This is a genomic window from Bradyrhizobium huanghuaihaiense, assembly GCF_025200885.1.
GTDB lineage: Bacteria > Pseudomonadota > Alphaproteobacteria > Rhizobiales > Xanthobacteraceae > Bradyrhizobium > Bradyrhizobium huanghuaihaiense.
This window is the reverse complement of sequence record NZ_CP104172.1, coordinates 3,422,611-3,442,373: the sequence shown is the minus strand read 5'-3', so window position 1 is coordinate 3,442,373 and position 19,763 is coordinate 3,422,611. Positions and strand designations below refer to the sequence as shown.

The following is a 19,763-nucleotide window of genomic DNA, read 5'->3' as shown; positions in this document are numbered from 1 at the left end:
AGCTCCTCGCAATGACGGAGGAGAGAGCTTCGCGCCTTAATTCAATTCGACGCGAAACAGTAGAACAGCCCGTCGCCGCCGGTGCTCTTCAGATCGGCCTGCGAGCAGCCGCCTTCGGACCCACGCGACGGATGCGAGCTGTTCCAGGACTTCGACGGCTCGTCATCGCGCAGGCCCTTACGATCGGCGTGGCCGACGACCGCCGCGCCTTGCGTGCTCGACGTCCAGTTCTTGCAGGTCTTATCGTCACCCGCGGCAAAGGCGGTGCCGTCCGGTTGCGATCCCGTGAGGATGTCGTGCCGGTTCGGCGTGTCGCCGGCGCCGTTGTTGACCTCACCCTTCTCCGTGAGCGCGGTCTGCTTGGTGAGGTTGTTGGCGGGACCATGCAGGTCGGCAACGTCCTTGGCGATGACCGTACCCTTGGCGTTCTGCCACGGTCCCTTGCCAATGCGATCGCGCGCGTTGACGGCCGGCTTGCCGTCGGCCGCCTGCGTCGAGAGATAGGCCCGCCAGGTCTTGGTGCCGGCGCCCGCGGACTGAGCGAGCTTCTGGCACTGCGCATCGGCTCCCTCCAGGCCGCCGAGATCGGCGCCCTTGCCCGGGCCGTTGGAGGTCACGAAGAACGTCATGTCAGCGGACTGCGCGTGCACGGATGGCGCCGCGAGCAAGGCCAGCGTGAGTGCGAGCCCTGAAATCGTCACGGATCTTTCGATACGGATCATCTTGTCCTCCCAAAAGTGTTTTTCGTTCGCCGTCTGACTTCAACCCGAGGCGCACCCGCTTATTCCGATGCCGCGCTGCGAGATGCCCAAAAGAAAAGGGCGCCGTGCAAGAAGCACGACGCCCTGGTTCCTCATCTCGTCTGCGATCAATTGGTCTGCTGGATCGCCGACAATTCCCAGCCGCCGTTCGGGCGACGAGCGAAGGTCCAGACCTCGGTGGCCTCGCCCGGCTGCTCGCTGCCGGCGACGACCGCGCCGGTGTTGCGGTCCACCGTCTTGTCGGTGAGCGCGAAGCGCAGCGCCACCGTGGCGTAGTCGGTCTCGCCTTCGCGCCAGGCTTCCGCGAGATCGCCCTGCAACAGCTTCACGTTGGTGACCTTGTTCACGACATTGCGCGCGCGGTTCTGGCCGAGGTCCTGCTCGAAATAGGAGACCATTTCCGGCGTCGCGAGCGTGTGCAGCTTGGCCACGTCCTCGTTCGACCAGGCGGTCTGGATCTCGCCGAGCAGACGCTCGAACGCCTCATAGTCATCCGGCTTGATCTCGAGCGGCGCGTTGTTGGCGCCGAAGCCGAAGCCGCCGCCAAGACCACCACCAAGGCCGCTGCGATAATTCGTTTGCGGTCCCTGGCCATTACCTGCGTCGGCATTGGCATAGGCCGCCTGCGGCGAGTGGCGGCGCTGCCACCAGGACATCGCCAGCCGCACCACCAACACCACGAGCGCGATCTGGATGATCAGGCCAATGATCGACGACAGGCCGCCGAGGCCGCCGAACAGGCCGCCGCCGAACAGCATGCCGAGCAGGCCTGCGCCGAGGAAGCCGGCCGCAAGGCCGCCCATGAAGCCGCCGGCGCGGCCGAACAGGCCGCCGCGCGCGGGCGCAGCCGCAGCCGAGTTCATGCCTGCACCCGGCTGGGTGTAGGTGCGGTTGAACTGCGAGGTCGAGCCCGGCGCGGTCGTGGTCGACGGCGGAGCCGAATAGGTGCGCGAGCCGCGCGAACCCGACGAAGCGCCGCCTCCGACGCGGGCGTCGGCGGACGAGATCGCCAGCGCAGTCGGCAGCGCAAGCGCCAGCACGACGGCGATCGTCTTGAAGAGAGAGCGGGATCGTTGCGAGAAAGTCATGTGCGTTTCCCAAATCCCCGGCATGGGGACGTGGCCCTAAGATGGGCAGACTTCCCGAAAAGTGAAGCCGGTTTCGGGACCGATGGCTGCGGCCCTCAGTCGCGGGGATGTGGCAAAAGCCCATATTTGACGGGGGTTTGGCCGGGTCCGCCGAGGGAACCGTGGTCGCCGGCTACCGGCGGGTTCAGGGGCTGGAATCCGCTTTTTCCTCGTCATTGGAGGCGCGACTCTCTCACCACGTCATTGCGAGGAGCCCTTGCGACGAAGCAATCCAGAGTCCCTCCGGATGCATTTCTGGATTGCTTCGCTACGCTCGCAATGACGGAGAATGCGGAAGCGGCGTGCCGACTCTCGGTCCTCACCCCTGCTTCGTCATCGTCTCCTTCACCGCCGCCACGAGCTGGCTGAGGGTGAACGGCTTTGGCAGGAAGTCGAACTGCTGGCCCTCAGGCAGGCTCTTCTCGAAGGCGTCCTCGGCGTAGCCGGAGACGAAGATGAACTTGATGTCGGGGTTCTGCTCGCGCATCGCCTTCAGCAGCGTCGGCCCATCCATCTCCGGCATCACGACGTCGGACACGACGAGATCGATCGCGCCGCTTTGCTCCTCCAGCACCTCCATGGCCTCAACGCCGTTCTCGGCCTCGACCACGGTGTAGCCGCGCGAGCGCAGGCCGCGGGCGTTGAGGGCGCGCAGGCCCTCCTCGTCCTCGACCAGCAGGATGGTGCCCTGCCCGGTGAGATCGGTGCGCGGCTTGGCCTCTGCCGGCGCGGCGGGCGCAGCTTCCTTCGCGGCGCCGTTGGTCGCGCTGGCCGCGGCTGCGGGCTGCTCGACCTGCACCTCTGGCTCGGCGTGATGGCGCGGCAGGAAGATGTGGAACGAGGTGCCCTGCCCCGGCTCGGAATCGACGTAGATGAAGCCGCCGGTCTGCTTGACGATGCCGTAGACGGTGGAGAGGCCGAGGCCGGTGCCCTTGCCGACTTCTTTCGTCGAGAAGAACGGCTCGAAGATCTTGTCGCGGATATCGGCGGGAATGCCGGTGCCGGTATCGGCGACCTCGATCCGGACATAGTCCGCCGCCGGCATGCCCTTGTAGGCGAGCTTGCCCGCATCTTCCGTCGTGACGTTGGCCGTGCGGATGATCAGCTTGCCGCCGTCGGGCATGGCGTCGCGTGCGTTGACCGCGAGATTGACGATCACCTGCTCGAACTGGGAGACGTCGACCTTGACCGGCCAGAGGTCGCGGCCGTGGATCAGGTCGAGCTTGACCTTCTCGCCGATCAGCCGGCGCAGCAGCATGGTGAGATCGCTCAATGCATCGCCGAGATCGAGCACCTGCGGCCGCAGCGTCTGGCGCCGCGAGAACGCCAGCAGCTGCCGCACCAAAGTGGCGGCGCGCGTTGCGTTCTGCTTGATCTGCATGATGTCCTGGAACGACGGATCGGTCGGCTTGTGCGCGTTCAGCAGGAAGTCGTTCGCCATCATGATGGCGGAGAGCACGTTGTTGAAGTCGTGGGCGATGCCGCCGGCGAGCTGGCCCACCGTCTCCATCTTCTGCGACTGGTTGATCTGGTTCTCCAGCGCGCGCCGCTCGGTAGTCTCAAGCATGTGCACGATGGCGGCTTCCGCCTCGTTCTCGGCCGCATCCACCGGCGTGACGAAGAACTGGCCCCAGCGCTCCTTGGTCCCTTCCAGCGCCACCTCGACCGGAGCGACGTCGGCCTGGCCTTCGGCGGCCTGGTTGATGGCCGTGATCAGCAGATGACGATCGCGCGAATTGACCGCGCGGAAGATCGACTTGGAGGCACTGTCGAGCCCGAGCGCCTGCCCGAGCTTGGCATAGCGCGCATTGGCGCGCACGACATTGCCGGCGCGATCGACGGTCGCGATCGCCATCGGCGTGTGGTCGAAGAAGCGCATGAACCGCACTTCGGCGGCCCGGTCAGGATCGCTGCGCTCGTCGCGGGCGCGGCTGATGACGAGGGTGCGCGAGGGTCCCGGCGCGCCGTCGGCGCCGAAGGCGAGCTTGTGATAGAGCCGCACCGGCATGGTCTTGCCGGTCCGCATACGCAGGTCGATATCGAAGACCTCGGTCTTCACCTCGCCCGGCACCGCCACGATCGCGGTGAGCAGCGAGGCGCCGTCGCCGGAGACGATGTCGGTCAGCTTCAAGCCGCCCGAGCCGATCTCGGCCAGGTCATAGTCGAGCCAGTTCGCCAGCGTCGCGTTGACATAGGCGAGCTCGCCGGCCGGATTGACCGAGAAGAAGCCGCACGGCGCGTGGTCGAGATATTCGATGGCGTGCTGGAGCTCCTGGAACACGTCCTCCTGGCGCTCGCGGTCGCGGGTGATGTCGGCGATCGACCACACCGCGTATTTCGCCTCGCGCTTGCCGGTGCCGAGCGGGCGCACGCGCATGCGCAGCCAGCGGCCCTGGCTGCCGTCCTGCCCGGAGATGCGCACCTCCTCCTGCTGGCGCTTGCCCTCGCGGGCGGCCTTGAGCAGGCGGAACACGGCTTCGGAGACGTCGGGGTTGCCGATGAAGACGCGCTCCACGGGGCGCACGTCCTGCGGGCCGCTGGCGCCCGTCAGCGTCAGATAGGCCGCGTTGGAATAGACCACGTGTCCGCGCGCATCGGTGACGGCGAGACCGTCGAACGCGTGATCGGAGATGCGGCCGATGATGGGATCGTCGAGATTGCGGTCGGCAAAGCGGATGATGCCGGCGGCGAAGGCGAACAGGTTGAACAGGCCGACCATCGCCAGCACGGCGAGGATGCCGAGGATATAGGGCTGCGCCTGCGCACGCCCGAGGGTCATCAGCCCGACGGCGACCGCGACGAGGCCGGCGGCCACCAGCAGCACCAGCGCAATGCTGCCCGAGCGCGGCGACGGCTCGTGCGCCGCAACGGGCTCGCGTGTGAGGTCGTGGTCGGTCTCAGCAGTCATCTCGAGCTGGCGCAGCCTGTTGGCAGAGAATCAACGCGCTGCCGCGCGCGCAGGGCCTTCCCTGCCTCATCAGGACCCGCAGGCGCAAGGGCAGCAAGGGTGAAAGGTACGCTGATTCCCAGATTACAGCCATTTCCGGTACTTTTCGGGGGTTTTAGCCGCGCCCGGCTCGGAATCCCTGTTTCAGCCGCATGACGTAGCCGATGACCTCGGCGACCGCATGGTAGTGCTCGGTCGGGATTTCCTGGTCGATGTCGACGGTGGCATAGAGCGCACGGGCCAGCGGCACGTTCTCGACGATCGGGATGTCGTGCTCGCGCGCGATCTCCCGGATCTTGAAGGCGAGATTGTCGACGCCCTTGGCGACGCAGATCGGCGCCGACATGCCGCGCTCGTAGGACAGCGCCACCGAATAGTGGGTCGGGTTGGTGATGATCACCGAGGCCTTGGGAACCGCCGCCATCATGCGCTTCTTGGCGCGCTGCTGCCGGAGTTGCCTGATCTTGCCCTTGATGTGGGGGTCACCTTCGGACTGCTTGAACTCTTCCTTGATCTCCTGGAGCGACATCTTCTGCCGCTGGAACCAGCTCCGGTACTGGAAGAAGTAGTCGGCGATGGCGACGATCGCCAGCGCCGCGACCACCGCGCCGAGCAGGTGGACGGTCATGCTGGTGGTGGCACCGAGCATGGCGGCCGGATCGAGCCTGACCATCGCCTCCATGCGATGCCGCTCCGGCCACAGGATCATGGTCATGACCACGCCCAGTGCGATCAGCTTGCCGAGGCCCTTGAGGAAGTTCGCCGCGGCCTGCTTGCCGAAGATGCGCTTGAAGCCGGCGCCGGGCGAGATCTTGCTGAATTTGGGCTTCAGGGATTCGGCCGACCACACCAGGCGGTGCTGCAGCATGTTGCCGGCGATCGCCGCCAGCACCAGCATCAGCAAGGGAACGCCGACCGCCGCAAGCACGGCGACCTCGATCTGCTGCATCAGCTTGAGCAGGTTCCCGCCGTCGGTCTTGATCATCCAGGAGTTGGCGAGCAGGTTGCGCATCGGCGTCACCAGCCCGCTGCCGACCGAGCCAGAGAAGGTCGAGACCACGAGCGTCCCGCCCGCGATCATGAACCAGGTGTTGATCTCCTGGCTCTTGGCGACGTCGCCGCGTTCGAGCGCGTCGTCGAGACGCTTTTGTGTCGGGTCTTCTGTTTGACTTTCGGGATCGTTGTCTTCCGCCATCGATCACCTATTTGAGCGGCATCATCTGGTGCATCACACCGATGAAGTAGTCGAGATAGGTGCCCATCATCGCGGTGAGCACCACGGCGAGCACCAGGAAGCCCGCGAAGATCGACAGCGGCACGCCGACGAAATAGACCTGCATCTGCGGCATCAGCCGCGCCAGCACGCCCAATCCGATGTTGAAGACGAGGCCGAACACCAGAAATGGCCCCGAGAGCTGCAGGCCGAGCCGGAACGCCGCGGCGAAGGCACGCGTCGCGAGCGAAGCGACATCCCCGCTCGACACCGTCTCGCCCGGCGAGAAGATCGAGTAGCTGTCGTTCAGCGCAGCGATGACCAGGTGATGGCTGTCGGTGGCGAACAGCAGCGTCACCCCCAGCATGGTCAGGAAGTTGCCGACCAGCACGCCCTGCTGTCCCTGCGTCGGATCGACCGAAGTGACGAAGCCGAGTCCCATCTGCTGCGCGATCACGGATCCCGCGACCTGCAACGCCGACAGCGTTACGCGCGCGGTCGCGCCCAGCACGATGCCGATCGCGATCTCATGCAGCATCAAGACCAGCAACGGCGCCAGCGACCCCATGTCGACGTGGTAGGCGTTGCGATGCAGCGGCAGGATGATCAGCGTCAGCAGCAGCGCGATGGACAGCTTGATCCGCGTCGGGATGTTGGTCTCGCCGAGACCGGGCAGCAGCATCACCATCGCGCCGACCCGGGCGAAGGCGAGCATGAAGGACGCGGCGAGCGCCGGCAGCAGCGAGACGTCGATGCGCATAGCGGCCGCATTGTGCCTCAGCCGCCGATGATTCGCGACGAGATCCGCAGCATGTGGGCGTGGAGCGAGTCGGCCATGAACGGTAATGCGAGTAGCATCGTGGCGAAGATGGCCAGGATCTTCGGGACGTAGATCAGCGTCTGCTCCTGGATCTGCGTCAGTGCCTGGAACAGCGACACGATCACGCCGACCACGAGGCCGACCACCATCAGCGGCGAGGACACGATCACGATGGTCCAGATTGCATCGCGCGCGACGTCGAGGGTTTCGGGTCCGGTCATTTGCAGAATTCCTTGTTCATCCTTCATCCCCGCCACCCCGGCGAGGAACGAACGCTCCCTCCCCCGTCGTTGCGAGCGAAGCGAAGCAATCCAGGCTGCCGCCGCGGAGAAGTTCTGGATTGCTTCGCTGCGCTCGCAATGACGCCTGGGGCGAGCGCCAGCGCGAAAAATCAGATCGGCATCTTCATGATGTCCTCATACGCGGCGATCACGCGGTCGCGGACCGAGACCAGCGTGGACACCGCCACGTCGGTGTCGGCGACTGCCGTCACCACGTCCATCACGTTGGCCTTGCCGGCGGCCATCGCCACCGTCTGCGCGTCAGACTTGCGGCCGGATTCCATGACGCTGCCGACGGCGTCTTTCAGCAGCGAGGCGAAGGATTGCCCGCTCGCTTCGCTGCCCTTGCCGGCACCGCTGTTCTCCAGCACCCGGGCAAGATTGGCATAGGCGTTCGCGGCGATTGTCGGTGATGCCATGGCTCAAAGGTCCTGTTCAGCTCTTGAGGATGTCGAGTGTGCGCTGGATCATCCGGCGCGTCGCACTGATGATGTTGAGATTGGCCTCGTAGGACCGCTGCGCATCGCGCATGTCGGTCATCTCGACCACCGAGTTCACGTTGGGAAATTTGACGTTGCCGGTCGCGTCCGCCGCCGGATTGTTCGGCTCGTATCTGACACGGAAGGCGGACTGATCGGGCTTGATCTTGCCGAGGGTGACGACCTGCGCGTCGAGGGTGCGGTCGAGCGCGGAGGAAAAAGTTGGAACCTTACGCCGGTAGGGATCGCCGCCCGCGGTCTGCGAGGTCGAATCCGCGTTCGCGATGTTTTCCGAGATCACCCGCATGCGTCCTGCCTGCGCGCGCAGGCCGGAGGTCGCGATCGCCATCGAACGGGCAAAGTCGCTGCTGTCATTCGCCATCATCTGCCTCCGCTAGCTCTGCTGTTCCCGGATCATGACCTAGCCCTTGCCGATCGCGGTCTTGAGCAGATGCAGGCTCTTGGAATAGAGAGAGGTCGCCGCCGCGTAATCCATCTGGTTGCTGGCGGACTTCATCATCTCCTCTTCGAGATTGACGGCGTTGCCCGCAGGGCGGGTCTCGAAGCCGGCATTCTTGTTCTGGTCGAAGCCCGAGGCCGCGCCAGATGGCTTCATGTGCGAGGAACTGGTGACGGTCATCGCCAGCGGGCCCATCGAGCCCGTCACGGCGCCTGATTTGTCGAGCTTCGGCTCGACCAGGTCGCGCGGCCGGAACTTGGGCGTATCGGAGTTGGAGACGTTCTCGGACAGGACGCGCTGGCGCTCCTGATGCCACTGCATCTTGGTGCGAAGCGCCGACAGCACCGGGAGGTCGTTGATGGACATCGTTGCGGCTCCTTCCGCCGTCGGACCTGTGTCCGAAGCTAGGCAGAATTTGCCGCCTGTATGGTTAACAGGTGGTTAAGGATGCCGCCGGGACATGTTCCGGGGCGGGACACGACCTTGCGATCCCGTGATTCTACGCGTCAAAAAGCGGCATTAACCCAACCGCTTGGCGGCCCACGCACGGGCCAAGAAGTCGTTTTGGATCGAGCGATTCATAGGTTATTAAGAGTTGGGGACGGCAAAACTTGCCGTGGAACGTTAAGAGATCGCAGTTTGGGGCATCGTACGCCGGTGGTTGGCGCAGCTGACCACGGGCGCGAGAAAAGCGCCATTTGTCGGGGACAAGTATGCAAGGCAGCCCTATCACCTTCATCGTCGCGTTCATCGTCGTTCTGGCGTTGATCGGCGTCGCTGCATGGCTGGTTCGCCGATTCGCCGGCAACCGGATCGGCGCCAACACCCAGCGCGGCCGGATGCCCCGGCTCGCCGTGATCGATGCCGCCGCGGTCGATGGCCGGCGCCGCCTGGTGCTGGTCCGGCGCGACAACGTCGAGCATCTCCTGATGATCGGCGGTCCGACCGACATCGTCGTCGAGCCCAACATCGTGCGCGCCGCGCCCGGCCGTGACCAGCTCCCGCAGCGCCCCAACGCCGCCGAACCGCCGCGTCTCGCCCCCATGCCCGATGCCGGCGCCTGGGCCGACGAAGCGCCACGGCCCGAACTGCTCGATCATCCCGAACCGCAGATGCCCGAGCCGCCGCCGCGGCCCGCGCGGCCGTCCTTCGCCGACGAAGTGCGCCGGCCCGCACCCGCCTTGGCCGAGCGCCGTGGCGAGCCGGCCCTGCCCGGCTTTCCGCCGGAGCCGATGTCGCCGCGTCCCGAGCGCGAGCCGCGGCCAGAACCGCTGCCGCCGCGCATTGCCCGCAGCGAGCCGCCGCTGATGCCGCGTCCGCCGCGCCAGAGCGAGCCGGTGAAGGTCCCGCCAGTGCGCGCCGAGCGCGCAGCCGCGCCGCCGCCTCCGCCGGTACCGCAGGCCGCGCCCGTTCCGCCGCCGACCCCCGCTGCCGCTGCGCCCTCGAGCGCCGAGCAGAATCTTGCCGAAATGGCGCAGCGGTTAGAGGCTGCCCTGCGCCGCCCGGGCGGCGAGCCGGTCGCCCCTCCGGTTGCTCCGGAACCTCCGGTCGCTCCGGCCCGCGCTGCACGCAGCGAGCCGCCGGCGTCCCCGGCCCCGCCGGCAAAACCCGCCGCGGAGAAGACCAGCTTTGAGAATCTCGAAGACGAGATGGCCTCACTGCTCGGCCGTCCGAAGCCGTCTTCGTGAGGCTGCCGGCCCTCCCGCGTAGAGTTCTTTTTCTTTCTGTCCTGGTCGGTGCGGCTTCGCTCGCGATGCCCGCGCACGCGCAGGACATCAGCATCAATCTCGGCGGCCAGGGCGGCGGCGTCACCGAGCGCGCGATCCAGCTGATCGCGCTGCTCACGGTGCTCTCGATCGCGCCGTCGATCCTGATCATGATGACGTCGTTCACGCGCATCGTGGTCGTGCTGTCGCTGCTGCGCACCGCGATGGGCACGGCGACCGCGCCGCCGAACTCGGTGATCATCGCGCTCGCGATGTTCCTCACCTTCTTCGTGATGGGGCCGGTGCTGCAAAAATCCTACGACGAGGGCATCCGTCCGCTCGTCGCCAACCAGGTCAGTGTCGAGGATGCGCTCCAGCGCGCCTCCGTCCCCTTGCGCGGCTTCATGCAGAAGAACGTGCGCGAGAAGGACCTCAAGCTGTTCCTCGATCTCTCCGGCGAGCCGCCGCCCGCCACCCCCGACGACCTCGCGCTGCGCATCCTCGTTCCCGCCTTCATGATCTCCGAGCTCAAGCGCGCCTTCGAGATCGGCTTCCTCTTGTTCCTGCCCTTCCTGATCATCGACCTCGTCGTCGCCTCGGTCTTGATGTCGATGGGCATGATGATGCTGCCGCCGGCGACGATCTCGCTGCCGTTCAAGCTGATCTTCTTCGTGCTGGTCGACGGCTGGTCGCTGGTGGCGGGGAGTTTGGTGCAGAGTTACGGAGGGTGAGGCGCTTGGGACAACGTCACCGGCGCATCCCCACCGCCTCAACGAGAGCCTTCCTCCCTCTCCCCGTCATTGCGAGGAGCCCTTGCGACGAAGCAATCCAGACTGCCTCAACGGAAAGATTCTGGATTGCTTCGCTCCGCTCGCAATGACGGAGTGTGTGGCGACGCTCAGGGCCGCGCTTGGCGCGGAATGGCTGGCGACAGGCGCCCCCTACTCCTTCACGTCATACTGCTTGCTGAGATGGTCGCCAATCTGGACCAGCATGGCGACGCTTTCGGGGAAGCCGGGCCGGTCCCGCGTGGCCTGATCGGCGTCGGCGCGGAACTCCCAGCTGTCGCCGTCACGGACGATCGAGATGACGAGGCCGTCAGGGCCGTCCGCGTGGGCCTTCAACTCGGCCCGCGCCATGGCGATGAGTTCGGCTTCGGTCTTGGCAGGCTTGCTCATATCGTCCCTCTCCCGGCATGAAGACGTGCAGGTTGCCGCCTCGCGCGGCAGCTGTCGAGAGGTCCAGAGGTAGCAGGGTTCCTAGCGCGTCATCTTGATCTGCCGCATGGCGGGGATCGTGGGCAGCGAGCCGGTGTGGTCGCTCTCGTCCCTGGCCTGCGGCGAGGCCGGTGCGCGGGCGGTGGCGTCGGGGAAGCGCTGCTTCATCTCGCGCAGGAAGCCGTCGAGCGTATCGACGCTGGCGGCGAGCTTGGCGATCTCGGCGAATTCGGCGCTGGAGGCCGCAGCCGGCTTGCTGGCGATGTCGAAGGCGAGACGGTCGGCGCTCTCGCTCATCAGCGGCGCGTATTTCTCGCGGAAGCGCGACAGGCCGATCGAGTCGTCGGCGAGCGCGTAGCCGACGGCGGCGCGGATGATGTCGCTCTTCTCCACTGCATTGAGCGGCTTGAAGTCGCGGAAGCGCTCGCCGTAGTACAGCTCGATCTGCTCGGCGGACTCGCGCCAGCGCCGCGCCGCCCAGAAGATGTCGGAGCGCAGGCGGAGCACCTCGCGCCCGGAGACGTTGGAAACGATGTCGAGCGCGAGATCGTGACGGCCGACGTCGCTCTGCGCGCGCGCTTCGAGCAGCAGGCGCTGCTGCCTGAGCTCGCCGGAGAGATCGCTGATGCGGCTTGCGCGCAGCGCCGAGATCGCCTTGTCGGGCCTGCGGTTGGCGAGATAGATCATCGACAGCCGCGCGGCAACCTGGGCGCGGGCGGCGCCTTCGAGGCGGTGGTCGACCTGGTACTGCAGGAGCTCGGCGGCCTGGTCGAGCAGATCGATCGAGGCGAGACGGTCGGCGAGACGCCGGATCAGCTCGTCGCCGCGACGGCCGATCGGCGTCAGCTCGCGAAACTCGTAGAACATGCCGAGCGCTTCGACCACCGGCAGCTCGTCGCCCTTGGGACCCAAGAATATCTGCGTGAACAGCTCGGAGGCGAGGTCCTGCGCCTGGCGCGAAGCTTCGGCGTTCGGCTGCAGCCTTGTCGCGGTGCGCGCCGCCGTGAGCGCATCACGGTAGCGCCCGTTCGCGGCATACAGCTGCGACAGCATCTGCAGCGTCTTGACTTCAATCGCATCGCCGCGCCAGGTCATCGACAGCGTCTCGAGCTCGCGCAGCGCGTCTTCCTTGCCGATCTCGTCGCGCTTCTGCCGCAGCGCGACCTCGAGCTGCTTGGCCTCTGCCGCAGCCAGACGATCGTTCGAGGCGACCGCGAATTTGTAGTCGTCGAGCGCATCCTTGTCGTGGCCGAGCGCCTCGGCGAGCCGGCCGCGCAACACCGCAAAGCCGGGCGCCGCCTCCGGCGAGACGCCGACGACCTCGAGCTCGCTGCGGCGCTTGGAGGCGCCGGCATAGTCCTTCACTTCGAGCGAAGCCCGCATCGCGTCCATGGTCACGATGCGCTGGATGTCGAGCGGCAGCGACGCGATGGCGAATTCGACGTTCTTGAACTTCTCGCGCGCGTCCGCCCATTTGCCCTGGCGCGCATAAGCGAGCGCCTTCCACAGCAGGGAGTCATGGCTGTTGCCGATTACGGGATTGGCGAGGTCCTTCAGGCCTTGCGCCGGCCGGCCGATCAGGATGCTCGCGATCGCGTGCATGATCAGGGCGCCGCTCTCCTCCTTGTTGAGCGGATCGGCCAGCATCAATTCGGTCACGGCCTTGGCTTCGTGATACATCGCGCGCGACATGTAGAACTGCGCGAGGTCGAGCCGCGGCAGTGAGCGCTGCGCCGGATCGACCGCGGAGATCGCCATGACCAGATCGCTCTGCCGCGTCCAGAAATTCTCCGACTGCCCCTTGCGCCAGCCTTCCGGGCTGAAGATCGGGCGCACCGCGGTCGGCGCGCGCTCGGCGGAGATGTCGACCGGCGACAGCGTCAGCCCGCCCTTCTTGCCGAGGATGACCTTGTCGGAGCCGACCTCGACGCCGACCTCGTCGGAGTTCGGCCGGATCGCGATGCCGTGCGCGGATTCCAGCAGCGAGAGATCGACGAGGTCCTGCCGCTTGATGAAGCCGCGCACCGGCCGTTGTGCGGTGACGATGTAGAGCGTGTCGCCGGCATCGGGATCGGTCAGCTTGTGCAGCTGGCCCGGGTTGGCAAAGGGGATTGCGATGTTGGCGAGGGCGGGATCGGTGATGTTGCGCGACATCATCAGCGGCAGCGGCGTTGCCTGGATCTTGTCGGCGAGGGTCAGCAGCCAGTTGGTCTCCTTGCCGACCTCCTCGCTCGTCAGCGAGTAGACCAGCGGCCGGGTGAGACGGATGCGCACCGCCTGTCCCTTGTCGAGCGGGATGCGGCCGACCTCCCCGATCATCGCGCCGCCCTTGCTGCGGATCGCCTCGACGTCGATCGGTTTCGGCGTATCGAACACCAGCCAGATGGTATCGCCACGGCGGAACGCCGCCGCAGCGGTTGAAACCTGCAGCGGGAACGTGACGCGCAAGCCATCGCTGTCGCGGCGCGCATCGACGCTGGCGACAGCGGGCTGCGGCGGGGCCTCGGCCTTGGCGGCTTCCTTGACCGGCTCCTTCGCCGCTTCCTTCACGAGCTCTTTGGGTGCCTCGGCCGTTGCGGGAACGGCAGGCGCAGCCGGAGCTTCGGCAACAGGCGCTGGCTTCGCCACTTCCTTGGGCGCTTCCGCGGCGTGCGCAGCCTCGGTCGCGGGAGCCGGCGCCGGCTTCGGTGCTTCGGCGACCGGCATCGCGGCGGGCACTTCCGGCTTCACTTCGATCTTGGCTTCGCGCGCGATCGTCTCCGATGTCGGCGGCGTAATCTCGCGGCGAGCCTCCTTCGGCTTCTCGGCAGCCGGCTTTTCCGGCGCAGGCGCCGGTGCATGGCCCGCAGGCTTGGCCTGCGCGATCGCCGCCTCCGGCGTCATGGCCGTCTTGCCCTTGTCCGGCTGGAAGGAGACGTCGACGACGTAGTTCTTGTCGTCGCGGAAGGAGTGCACGTCGGAATCGCCGATCAGCGCGATCTCTACACTGGTCTGGTCGATGTCGGCCTTCTGCTTGATCGAGGCGACGTTCGGCGGCGCGGCGACGACGGCGTCCGCGAGGTCGAAATTGAGGTTGGCGTTGAACATCAGCGTGAGCTTCTGCTCATTGAGCACGGAGGACACGCCGACGCCGTCCGGCATCTCGAACACGAAGCGCACGAAGGTCGGCTGCACCGACGCGCGGACACGGATCTGCGGACGCTTCTTGGTCTCGGCCGCGGCGCGCTGGGCGCGCAAGGCACGTTCGGCGAGACGCGCGCGCTCGGCAAGCTCCTTGACCACGTCCATGGGCAGGCTCGGCGGCGGCCCCTTCCAGCCCTCCGGCAGGAGGTCGACGAAGGTGCGCTCGCCGGCATTCATGGTGTTGACGGTGACGCGCCGCGCGAGCGACAGACGGATGGCGCCGCCGTCGGGGTCGCGGCGGGCGGAGTTGACGTAGTCGGGCGCGCCTTCCGGAACGCGGTCGACGGGAACGTCGACGGGACGATCGAAGCGGATGATGAGGATGGAGCCGGCCGTCGTCACCTCGGATGGAACATCCTCGCCGAGCTTGATGACGAGACGGGCAAAGCCGCCGCCGGCCGAAAAACTGGCCTCGCCGCGGATCGGATCGGCGGCTCCGGCTGGCACCGTGAGGCCGATCAGCAAGCAGGCTGCCAGCACCGGCGCCTTGCGCGCATGACGCGACAATCCCCGCACCAAGGCGCGGGCTCGCGACACAAATCCAGCGGCAGCCTCTCGCGCCATTTGCGGCATTTCTTCCGGTTCGGCGGTTCACGCCGGCAACTGGTGCCGGCCCATGCCCTCGAATGTAGGTTTTGCCAATTAAGGACTTCTTAAGTATGAGCCCTCAATTCGGCTTTTGCGTCGGCTTGCCGTCGATCTTGGGCAGGTCGCCAGCCGAGGCGGATTGATCGCCGCCGCCATTGGCACGGCGGGCCATCTCGACCGTGAGCCGCTCGGCGGCCTCCGGCGACATCAATCCGAGGATGTCCGACATCTTTCGCGGCGCGATCGCCGAGGCGATCTCGATCAGCACGCCCATCTCGAGCCGGTCGAACACCCGCGCGGCGTCCTTCGGCTTCATGCCCTCATACATGGTGACGAGGCCCTTCATGCGCTGGGCTTCGGCGGCCTTCTGCTCGGCCTGGGTTGCGGAGATGCGGGTTTCCACCGCCTTCATCTCCTCGACCTTGTTCTCGATGCGCTTCTCGGCGGATTTGAGCAGGCTTTCGCGGATGTCGATCTCGCGCTGGCGGGCCTCGATCTCCTGGCGGCGCGCCTGCAGTCGCTCGAGGATCGCGCGTTCCGAGGCCGAGACCTGCGGCTGGCCTTCCTCCACCTTCACCACGGTGCCTTCGGGCTTGGTCTCGGGCGCGGCGGGCTTCGGCGCCTCCTTCGGCGCGCCATGGGTCGAGCCGGTGATGTCAGGGTCCTCGCGACCGGTCGGGAAGTTCAGATTCTCCTGCGCCCAGGACCTTTTGACCTGTTTCGGCTGGTAGTCGAAGACATAGCCGCCATTGATCACGAGGCCCACGACCTTGAGCGTGGCGAGACCTGCGACGGCGACCAGGACGACCGGAATGACGCGGATGTTACGAAAGGATTTCATACCATGGCTTTATGCGGCAAGGCCGTTGGACCGCCGGCGCTCCGAGAAGGCTTCGGCTGCAGCCGCCACCGCCTTCGCCGACGACGGCTTGGCTACGGGCGCGGATACCGTTTCCGGATTGGTGACGGGCCGCGCGGCGATCGCGATCTTGGACAGGCGCCGCACCACGTTGTCGGCTTCGCCGAGCTGCTTGTAGAGCTGGTCCGACATCTGGGTCGCCGCCGCGAGCTGGCTGCCGAGGTTCTCGTTGACGTCGCGCACGGCGAGCTTCAGCCCGCCGATCGCGCGCTCGGCGATCTCGGTCGCGGTGATCAGCTCGGCGATGACCGCCTTCAGCGAATGCTCGTCCGCCTTCAGCCGCGTCAGGCGCTTGTTCAGCAGGATACAGTAGCCGATCGTGAGCATCAGCAAGATAGCCACCAGCGTCTCGATCGCCATTCCCAGGGAGTGGTTCATGGGGCCTCCATCATCTTGTTCTGCTCGTCCACCTTCTCGAACATCGCAAGTGTCGTACTTGGCTTGCGCAGGGGTTTCGTCACGCGGATCGCGACGCGGTCGCCGACCCGGCCCATCCGCCCCTCGGTCAGCGTGACGTCGCCGCAGCGCACGGTCACGTTGGCATCGGCGCGCATGTCGAGCGGCAGCGTGTCGCCGACCTTCAGCCGCATCAGCTGCTTGAGCGGAATGTCGGCCTCGTAGAGCACGGCATCGACGGCGATCTCGGCCTGGTTGATCTCGGTGGCGAAATGGCCCTCCCAGATCGGATCACGGCCGAACTTTTCGCCCATGAACATCTGGAGCAGCACGCCCCGGATGGGTTCGATGGTCGCATAAGGCAGCAGCAGCTCGATGTTGCCGCCGCGATCTTCCATGTCGATGCGCAGGCGCACCAGGATCGCGGCATTGGCGGGACGGCTGATCGCGGCGAAACGCGGATTGGTCTCGAGCCGGTCGATCGTGAAGGTCACCGGCGACAGCGGCCGGAACGCCTGCTCGGCGTCGATCAAAACCACCTCGACCAGCCGCTTGACCAGCTCGGTCTCGATCGTGGTGTAGGGCCGGCCCTCGATGCGAAGCTGGCTGGTGCCGCGGCGGCCGCCGAGCAGCACGTCGATCATCGAGTAGATCAGGCTGGAATCAACCGTCGCCATGCCGAAATTGTCCCACTCCTCGGCCTTGAACACCGAGAGCACGGCGGGCAGCGGGATCGAATTCATGTAGTCGCCGAAGCGCACCGAGGTAATGCGGTCGAGCGAAACTTCGACGTTGTCGGAGGTGAAATTGCGCAAGGAGGTCGTCAACAGCCGCACCAGGCGGTCGAAGACGATTTCGAGCATCGGCAGACGCTCGTAGGAGACCATCGCCGAATCGATGATCGCGCGAATGCCGCTGTGGTCGTCGAGCGTGACGTCGCCGACGGTGAAACCGAGGAGATTGTCGATCTCCTCCTGCGACAGCACCCGCTCGCCGGAATTCTTGCCGGTGCCGAGATCGCGGCTGCCGTCCTCGACCATGGCCGCCCATTGCAGGGCCATGGTCTCCGACAGTTCGTTTTCGGCAGCGGCCTTTGCGGCCTCCGCGGGATCCTCGGAATCGAGCGACGCCTCCCATTGGGCGGCAATCGCATCCTGGTCCATTTGCTCGTTGCCGGCCATGACGCTAGCCCGTTGCCTTCCGCGGCATCATCACTGGATCACGACTTCCTTGAACAGCACCGCGCTGACCTGGATCGGCGCGACCGCGGCATTGACGCGCTTGGTCAGCTCTTCCTTGAGGCGGAAGATGCCGGCGGAACCGTTGAGGTCGGAGGAGCGCAGCTCGCGCACATAGGTCTGGAAGATGTCGGTGACGCGCGGCATGGTCGGCTTGATCGCCTCGATCTGTTTCTCTTCCTTCAGCTCCAGCACGATCTTCAGCTTCAGATATTGCACGCGCTCACCGGGCGCGCCGGCGAGGTTGACCATGATGTCGGGCACGTCGACGAAGGCCGGCGGCTTCGGCGGAGGCGCCGCCTCGGCGTGATGCTCGTCGTCGCCATGGCGGAAGAACAGGAACCAGGTCGCGGCACCGCCGCCGAGCAGGACCAGCACGGCGACTACGATCAGGATCAGCTTGAACTTGCTCTTGGGGGCAGCGGCTTCCGCGCCTTCGGCGGCTGCGCCGCCTTCCGCTTCATCTGCCATGATCGTCCGGGCTCGCTCATCTTATAAAGGGTCGAAAGAGCGAAGCCTCCTGGCAGACAGTGACGCGATACAAATGCCCCAGCGCAATGCGCTCCTCTTGCCCGCAAACGCTAGGGTAATAATGGTTAACGGTTTCTTTCGATTGGGCTTCAGCTAGGAAAAATCTGCCGGGCAAACATGGCTAACAGAACCTTTCTGCCGCCTTCCCGCGCTCTCGAAAAATCGTCAAATAATTGAAATTACATACATTTTCAGGTTGGCACGGCTTTCGCTGAGAGAGGACCGAGACCGAACGGTTTGGGAGAACCCGACGGTCTCGTTCACGGGGTCGGCCAAGGCGCTTGGGAGAGCGAGGTGGCAGATCTCACGCAGGGGAGATCTTCCGATGCAGAACGCGCTTCTGATCGGCTTGTCGCGGCAGATGACGTTGGAACGGCAGATGGATGTCGTCGCCAACAACGTCGCCAATGCCAACACCAACGGCTTCAAGGCCGACCATTCGCTGTTCGAGGAGTACCTCAACTCGAACGCGCGTGAGGACAATTTCATCGGCTCCGACCGCCGGGTCTCCTATGTGCAGGACCGCGGCACCTTCCGCGACGTCGGCCAGGGGCCGATGGAGCCGACCAACAACCCGCTCGACATGGCGATCAGCGGCAATGCCTTTTTCGCCGTGCAGGCCAACGGCGCCGAGCGCTACACCCGCGACGGCAAGTTCACGCTCAACAGCACCGGCCAGCTCGTCACCTCCGACGGCAACCTCGTGCTCGGCACCGGCGGCCCGATCACCTTCCAGCCGACCGACCACGACATCAACGTCGCCCCCGACGGCACCGTCACCGTGCTCGAAGGGACCGCCAAGACGGACTCGATCCGCGGCAAGATCCGCATGGTCTCGTTCGACGATCCGGCCAAGCTGACCAAGCTCGGCACCAACCTCTACAGTGCGGGGTCGGCGAACCAGCAGGCCGACACCAAGTCGACCGTGCAGCAGGGCTACATCGAGAAGTCGAACGTGAACTCGGTCGGCGAGATGACCCGCATGGTCGAAGTCATGCGCAGCTACACCGCCATCGCCAACCTGCTGCAGCAGCAGAGCGACCTCCACAAATCGGCGATCGAGAAGCTCGCCGACGTCCCGGCCTGATTGAGGGAGAACTGACATGCAGGCGCTTCACACCGCAGCGACCGGAATGGCGGCACAGGAACTCAACGTTCAGGTGATCTCCAACAACATCGCGAACCTCCGCACCACCGGCTTCAAGAAGCAGACCGCGGCGTTCCAGGACCTGATCTACGAGCACGTGCGCCGCGTCGGCGCGCAGGCCTCGGACCAGGGCACCATCCTGCCGGTCGGCGTCGACATCGGCGGCGGCGTCAAGACCGTCGGCACGCCCCGCAGCATGACGCAGGGTACGCTGTCGCAGACCGGCAACGACCTCGACCTCGCGATGTCGGGCGAAGGGTTCTTCAAGATCCTGATGCCCGACGGGACCTATCAATACACCCGCGACGGCACCTTCCAGATGGACAACCAGGGCCGTGTCGTCACCGCGCAGGGCAACCCGGTGCAGCCGACCATCACCATCCCGAACAACGCCTCGGGCATCTCCGTGAGTGAGCAGGGCCAGGTCTCGGTGACGCTGCCGGGCTCGTCGACCTCCTCAATCATCGGCCAGATCGGCGTGACCCGGTTCATCAACAAGGCGGGTTTGCAGCCCGTCGGAAGCAACCAGTTCACCGAGACGCCTTCCTCCGGCCCGCCGCAGGACGGCACTGCGAACGCCGAAGGCTACGGCAAGATCACGCAGGGAAGCCTCGAGCAGGCCAATGTCGACGTCGTCTCGGAGATGAGCGACCTGATCGCCGCCCAGCGCGCCTACGAGATGAACGCCAAGGTCATCAGCGCCGCCGACCAGATGATGCAATCGACCACGGCGCTGTTCCGCTGAGGTGA

19 protein-coding genes are annotated in these 19,763 nt (G+C 65.9%); 4 read left to right on the top strand and 15 right to left on the bottom strand.

Annotated features, from left to right (window positions below):
• Nucleotides 1-41: 41 nt before the first annotated feature.
• The 9 genes from N2603_RS16170 to flgB form a co-directional block, all read right to left on the bottom strand.
• Nucleotides 42-722 carry a lectin gene (locus tag N2603_RS16170; protein ID WP_260389583.1) on the bottom strand — a complete coding sequence of 227 codons (681 nt, stop codon included), beginning with the start codon at nucleotides 720-722 and terminating at the stop codon, nucleotides 42-44.
• Between the two features lie 146 nt (nucleotides 723-868).
• Entirely contained in the window at nucleotides 869-1,873 is a 1,005-nt protein-coding gene (locus tag N2603_RS16165) for a Tim44 domain-containing protein (RefSeq protein WP_260389582.1), read from the bottom strand.
• A 334-nt stretch (nucleotides 1,874-2,207) separates the two neighbouring features.
• Nucleotides 2,208-4,796 carry a cell cycle histidine kinase CckA gene (gene cckA, locus N2603_RS16160; protein ID WP_260389581.1) on the bottom strand — a complete coding sequence of 863 codons (2,589 nt, stop codon included), beginning with the start codon at nucleotides 4,794-4,796 and terminating at the stop codon, nucleotides 2,208-2,210.
• A gap of 154 nt (nucleotides 4,797-4,950) precedes the next feature.
• A complete protein-coding gene (gene flhB, locus N2603_RS16155; RefSeq protein WP_260389580.1) occupies nucleotides 4,951-6,030 on the bottom strand; it encodes a flagellar biosynthesis protein FlhB in 1,080 nt (359 codons plus the stop codon).
• A 7-nt stretch (nucleotides 6,031-6,037) separates the two neighbouring features.
• Nucleotides 6,038-6,808 carry a flagellar biosynthetic protein FliR gene (gene fliR / locus N2603_RS16150; RefSeq protein ID WP_018642805.1) on the bottom strand — a complete coding sequence of 257 codons (771 nt, stop codon included), beginning with the start codon at nucleotides 6,806-6,808 and terminating at the stop codon, nucleotides 6,038-6,040.
• Between the two features lie 17 nt (nucleotides 6,809-6,825).
• On the bottom strand, nucleotides 6,826-7,089 hold the full coding sequence (fliQ, locus tag N2603_RS16145; RefSeq protein ID WP_011088555.1) for a flagellar biosynthesis protein FliQ: 264 nt from the start codon (nucleotides 7,087-7,089) through the stop codon (nucleotides 6,826-6,828).
• 170 nt (nucleotides 7,090-7,259) lie between these two features.
• Nucleotides 7,260-7,568, bottom strand: coding sequence for a flagellar hook-basal body complex protein FliE (gene fliE / locus N2603_RS16140; protein ID WP_008142413.1), 309 nt, complete (start codon nucleotides 7,566-7,568; stop codon nucleotides 7,260-7,262).
• A 16-nt stretch (nucleotides 7,569-7,584) separates the two neighbouring features.
• Complete coding sequence (gene flgC / locus N2603_RS16135) at nucleotides 7,585-8,010, bottom strand: flagellar basal body rod protein FlgC (protein WP_026311961.1); 426 nt, start codon at nucleotides 8,008-8,010, stop codon at nucleotides 7,585-7,587.
• A gap of 39 nt (nucleotides 8,011-8,049) precedes the next feature.
• Nucleotides 8,050-8,454 (bottom strand): flagellar basal body rod protein FlgB, encoded by a 405-nt coding sequence (gene flgB / locus N2603_RS16130; RefSeq protein WP_260389579.1) that lies wholly within the window; start codon nucleotides 8,452-8,454, stop codon nucleotides 8,050-8,052.
• A gap of 347 nt (nucleotides 8,455-8,801) precedes the next feature.
• On the opposite strand from flgB, the gene N2603_RS16125 reads away from it, so the two are divergent.
• Both N2603_RS16125 and fliP read left to right on the top strand, forming a co-directional pair.
• Nucleotides 8,802-9,776 carry a flagellar biosynthetic protein FliO gene (locus N2603_RS16125; RefSeq protein ID WP_260389578.1) on the top strand — a complete coding sequence of 325 codons (975 nt, stop codon included), beginning with the start codon at nucleotides 8,802-8,804 and terminating at the stop codon, nucleotides 9,774-9,776.
• Nucleotides 9,773-10,525, top strand: coding sequence for a flagellar type III secretion system pore protein FliP (gene fliP / locus N2603_RS16120; RefSeq protein WP_018642809.1), 753 nt, complete (start codon nucleotides 9,773-9,775; stop codon nucleotides 10,523-10,525). Before N2603_RS16125 ends, fliP begins: the two co-directional genes overlap by 4 nt.
• Nucleotides 10,526-10,735: 210 nt before the next feature.
• Here the strand turns inward: fliP and N2603_RS16115 are convergent, their stop codons facing one another.
• From N2603_RS16115 to fliL, 6 genes are all read right to left on the bottom strand, one after another.
• Nucleotides 10,736-10,972 (bottom strand): hypothetical protein, encoded by a 237-nt coding sequence (locus N2603_RS16115; protein WP_260389577.1) that lies wholly within the window; start codon nucleotides 10,970-10,972, stop codon nucleotides 10,736-10,738.
• A gap of 81 nt (nucleotides 10,973-11,053) precedes the next feature.
• Entirely contained in the window at nucleotides 11,054-14,758 is a 3,705-nt protein-coding gene (locus N2603_RS16110; protein ID WP_260389576.1) for a tetratricopeptide repeat protein, read from the bottom strand.
• A 103-nt stretch (nucleotides 14,759-14,861) separates the two neighbouring features.
• Nucleotides 14,862-15,623, bottom strand: coding sequence for a MotE family protein (locus N2603_RS16105; protein WP_260389575.1), 762 nt, complete (start codon nucleotides 15,621-15,623; stop codon nucleotides 14,862-14,864).
• Nucleotides 15,624-15,632: 9 nt separating this feature from the next.
• Nucleotides 15,633-16,079, bottom strand: coding sequence for a DUF6468 domain-containing protein (locus tag N2603_RS16100; RefSeq protein WP_018642813.1), 447 nt, complete (start codon nucleotides 16,077-16,079; stop codon nucleotides 15,633-15,635).
• Entirely contained in the window at nucleotides 16,076-17,278 is a 1,203-nt protein-coding gene (gene fliM, locus N2603_RS16095; RefSeq protein ID WP_018642814.1) for a flagellar motor switch protein FliM, read from the bottom strand. Before fliM ends, N2603_RS16100 begins: the two co-directional genes overlap by 4 nt.
• Nucleotides 17,279-17,308: 30 nt before the next feature.
• The gene (gene fliL, locus N2603_RS16090) at nucleotides 17,309-17,806 is read right to left on the bottom strand and encodes a flagellar basal body-associated protein FliL (RefSeq protein WP_018642815.1); all 498 of its coding nucleotides are present in this window, start codon (nucleotides 17,804-17,806) and stop codon (nucleotides 17,309-17,311) included.
• 385 nt (nucleotides 17,807-18,191) lie between these two features.
• Here fliL and flgF point away from each other — a divergent pair, with 385 nt between their 5' ends.
• Nucleotides 18,192-18,953, top strand: coding sequence for a flagellar basal-body rod protein FlgF (gene flgF, locus N2603_RS16085; protein WP_018642816.1), 762 nt, complete (start codon nucleotides 18,192-18,194; stop codon nucleotides 18,951-18,953).
• A 16-nt stretch (nucleotides 18,954-18,969) separates the two neighbouring features.
• Nucleotides 18,970-19,758 carry a flagellar basal-body rod protein FlgG gene (gene flgG / locus N2603_RS16080; protein WP_018642817.1) on the top strand — a complete coding sequence of 263 codons (789 nt, stop codon included), beginning with the start codon at nucleotides 18,970-18,972 and terminating at the stop codon, nucleotides 19,756-19,758.
• Nucleotides 19,759-19,763: the final 5 nt, after the last annotated feature.

Coding starts and splice junctions, on each gene's coding strand:
- N2603_RS16165 (WP_260389582.1), bottom strand. CDS start 1,873: ATGCCGGGGATTTGGGAAACGCACATGACTTTCTCGCAACGATCCCGC.
- N2603_RS16110 (WP_260389576.1), bottom strand. CDS start 14,758: ATGGCGCGAGAGGCTGCCGCTGGATTTGTGTCGCGAGCCCGCGCCTTG.
- flgB (WP_260389579.1), bottom strand. CDS start 8,454: ATGTCCATCAACGACCTCCCGGTGCTGTCGGCGCTTCGCACCAAGATG.
- flgG (WP_018642817.1), top strand. CDS start 18,970: ATGCAGGCGCTTCACACCGCAGCGACCGGAATGGCGGCACAGGAACTC.
- N2603_RS16125 (WP_260389578.1), top strand. CDS start 8,802: ATGCAAGGCAGCCCTATCACCTTCATCGTCGCGTTCATCGTCGTTCTG.
- flgF (WP_018642816.1), top strand. CDS start 18,192: ATGCAGAACGCGCTTCTGATCGGCTTGTCGCGGCAGATGACGTTGGAA.
- fliE (WP_008142413.1), bottom strand. CDS start 7,568: ATGGCATCACCGACAATCGCCGCGAACGCCTATGCCAATCTTGCCCGG.
- fliQ (WP_011088555.1), bottom strand. CDS start 7,089: ATGACCGGACCCGAAACCCTCGACGTCGCGCGCGATGCAATCTGGACC.
- fliL (WP_018642815.1), bottom strand. CDS start 17,806: ATGGCAGATGAAGCGGAAGGCGGCGCAGCCGCCGAAGGCGCGGAAGCC.
- fliM (WP_018642814.1), bottom strand. CDS start 17,278: ATGGCCGGCAACGAGCAAATGGACCAGGATGCGATTGCCGCCCAATGG.
- flhB (WP_260389580.1), bottom strand. CDS start 6,030: ATGGCGGAAGACAACGATCCCGAAAGTCAAACAGAAGACCCGACACAA.
- N2603_RS16115 (WP_260389577.1), bottom strand. CDS start 10,972: ATGAGCAAGCCTGCCAAGACCGAAGCCGAACTCATCGCCATGGCGCGG.
- cckA (WP_260389581.1), bottom strand. CDS start 4,796: ATGACTGCTGAGACCGACCACGACCTCACACGCGAGCCCGTTGCGGCG.
- N2603_RS16105 (WP_260389575.1), bottom strand. CDS start 15,623: ATGAAATCCTTTCGTAACATCCGCGTCATTCCGGTCGTCCTGGTCGCC.
- N2603_RS16170 (WP_260389583.1), bottom strand. CDS start 722: ATGATCCGTATCGAAAGATCCGTGACGATTTCAGGGCTCGCACTCACG.
- N2603_RS16100 (WP_018642813.1), bottom strand. CDS start 16,079: ATGAACCACTCCCTGGGAATGGCGATCGAGACGCTGGTGGCTATCTTG.
- flgC (WP_026311961.1), bottom strand. CDS start 8,010: ATGGCGAATGACAGCAGCGACTTTGCCCGTTCGATGGCGATCGCGACC.
- fliR (WP_018642805.1), bottom strand. CDS start 6,808: ATGCGCATCGACGTCTCGCTGCTGCCGGCGCTCGCCGCGTCCTTCATG.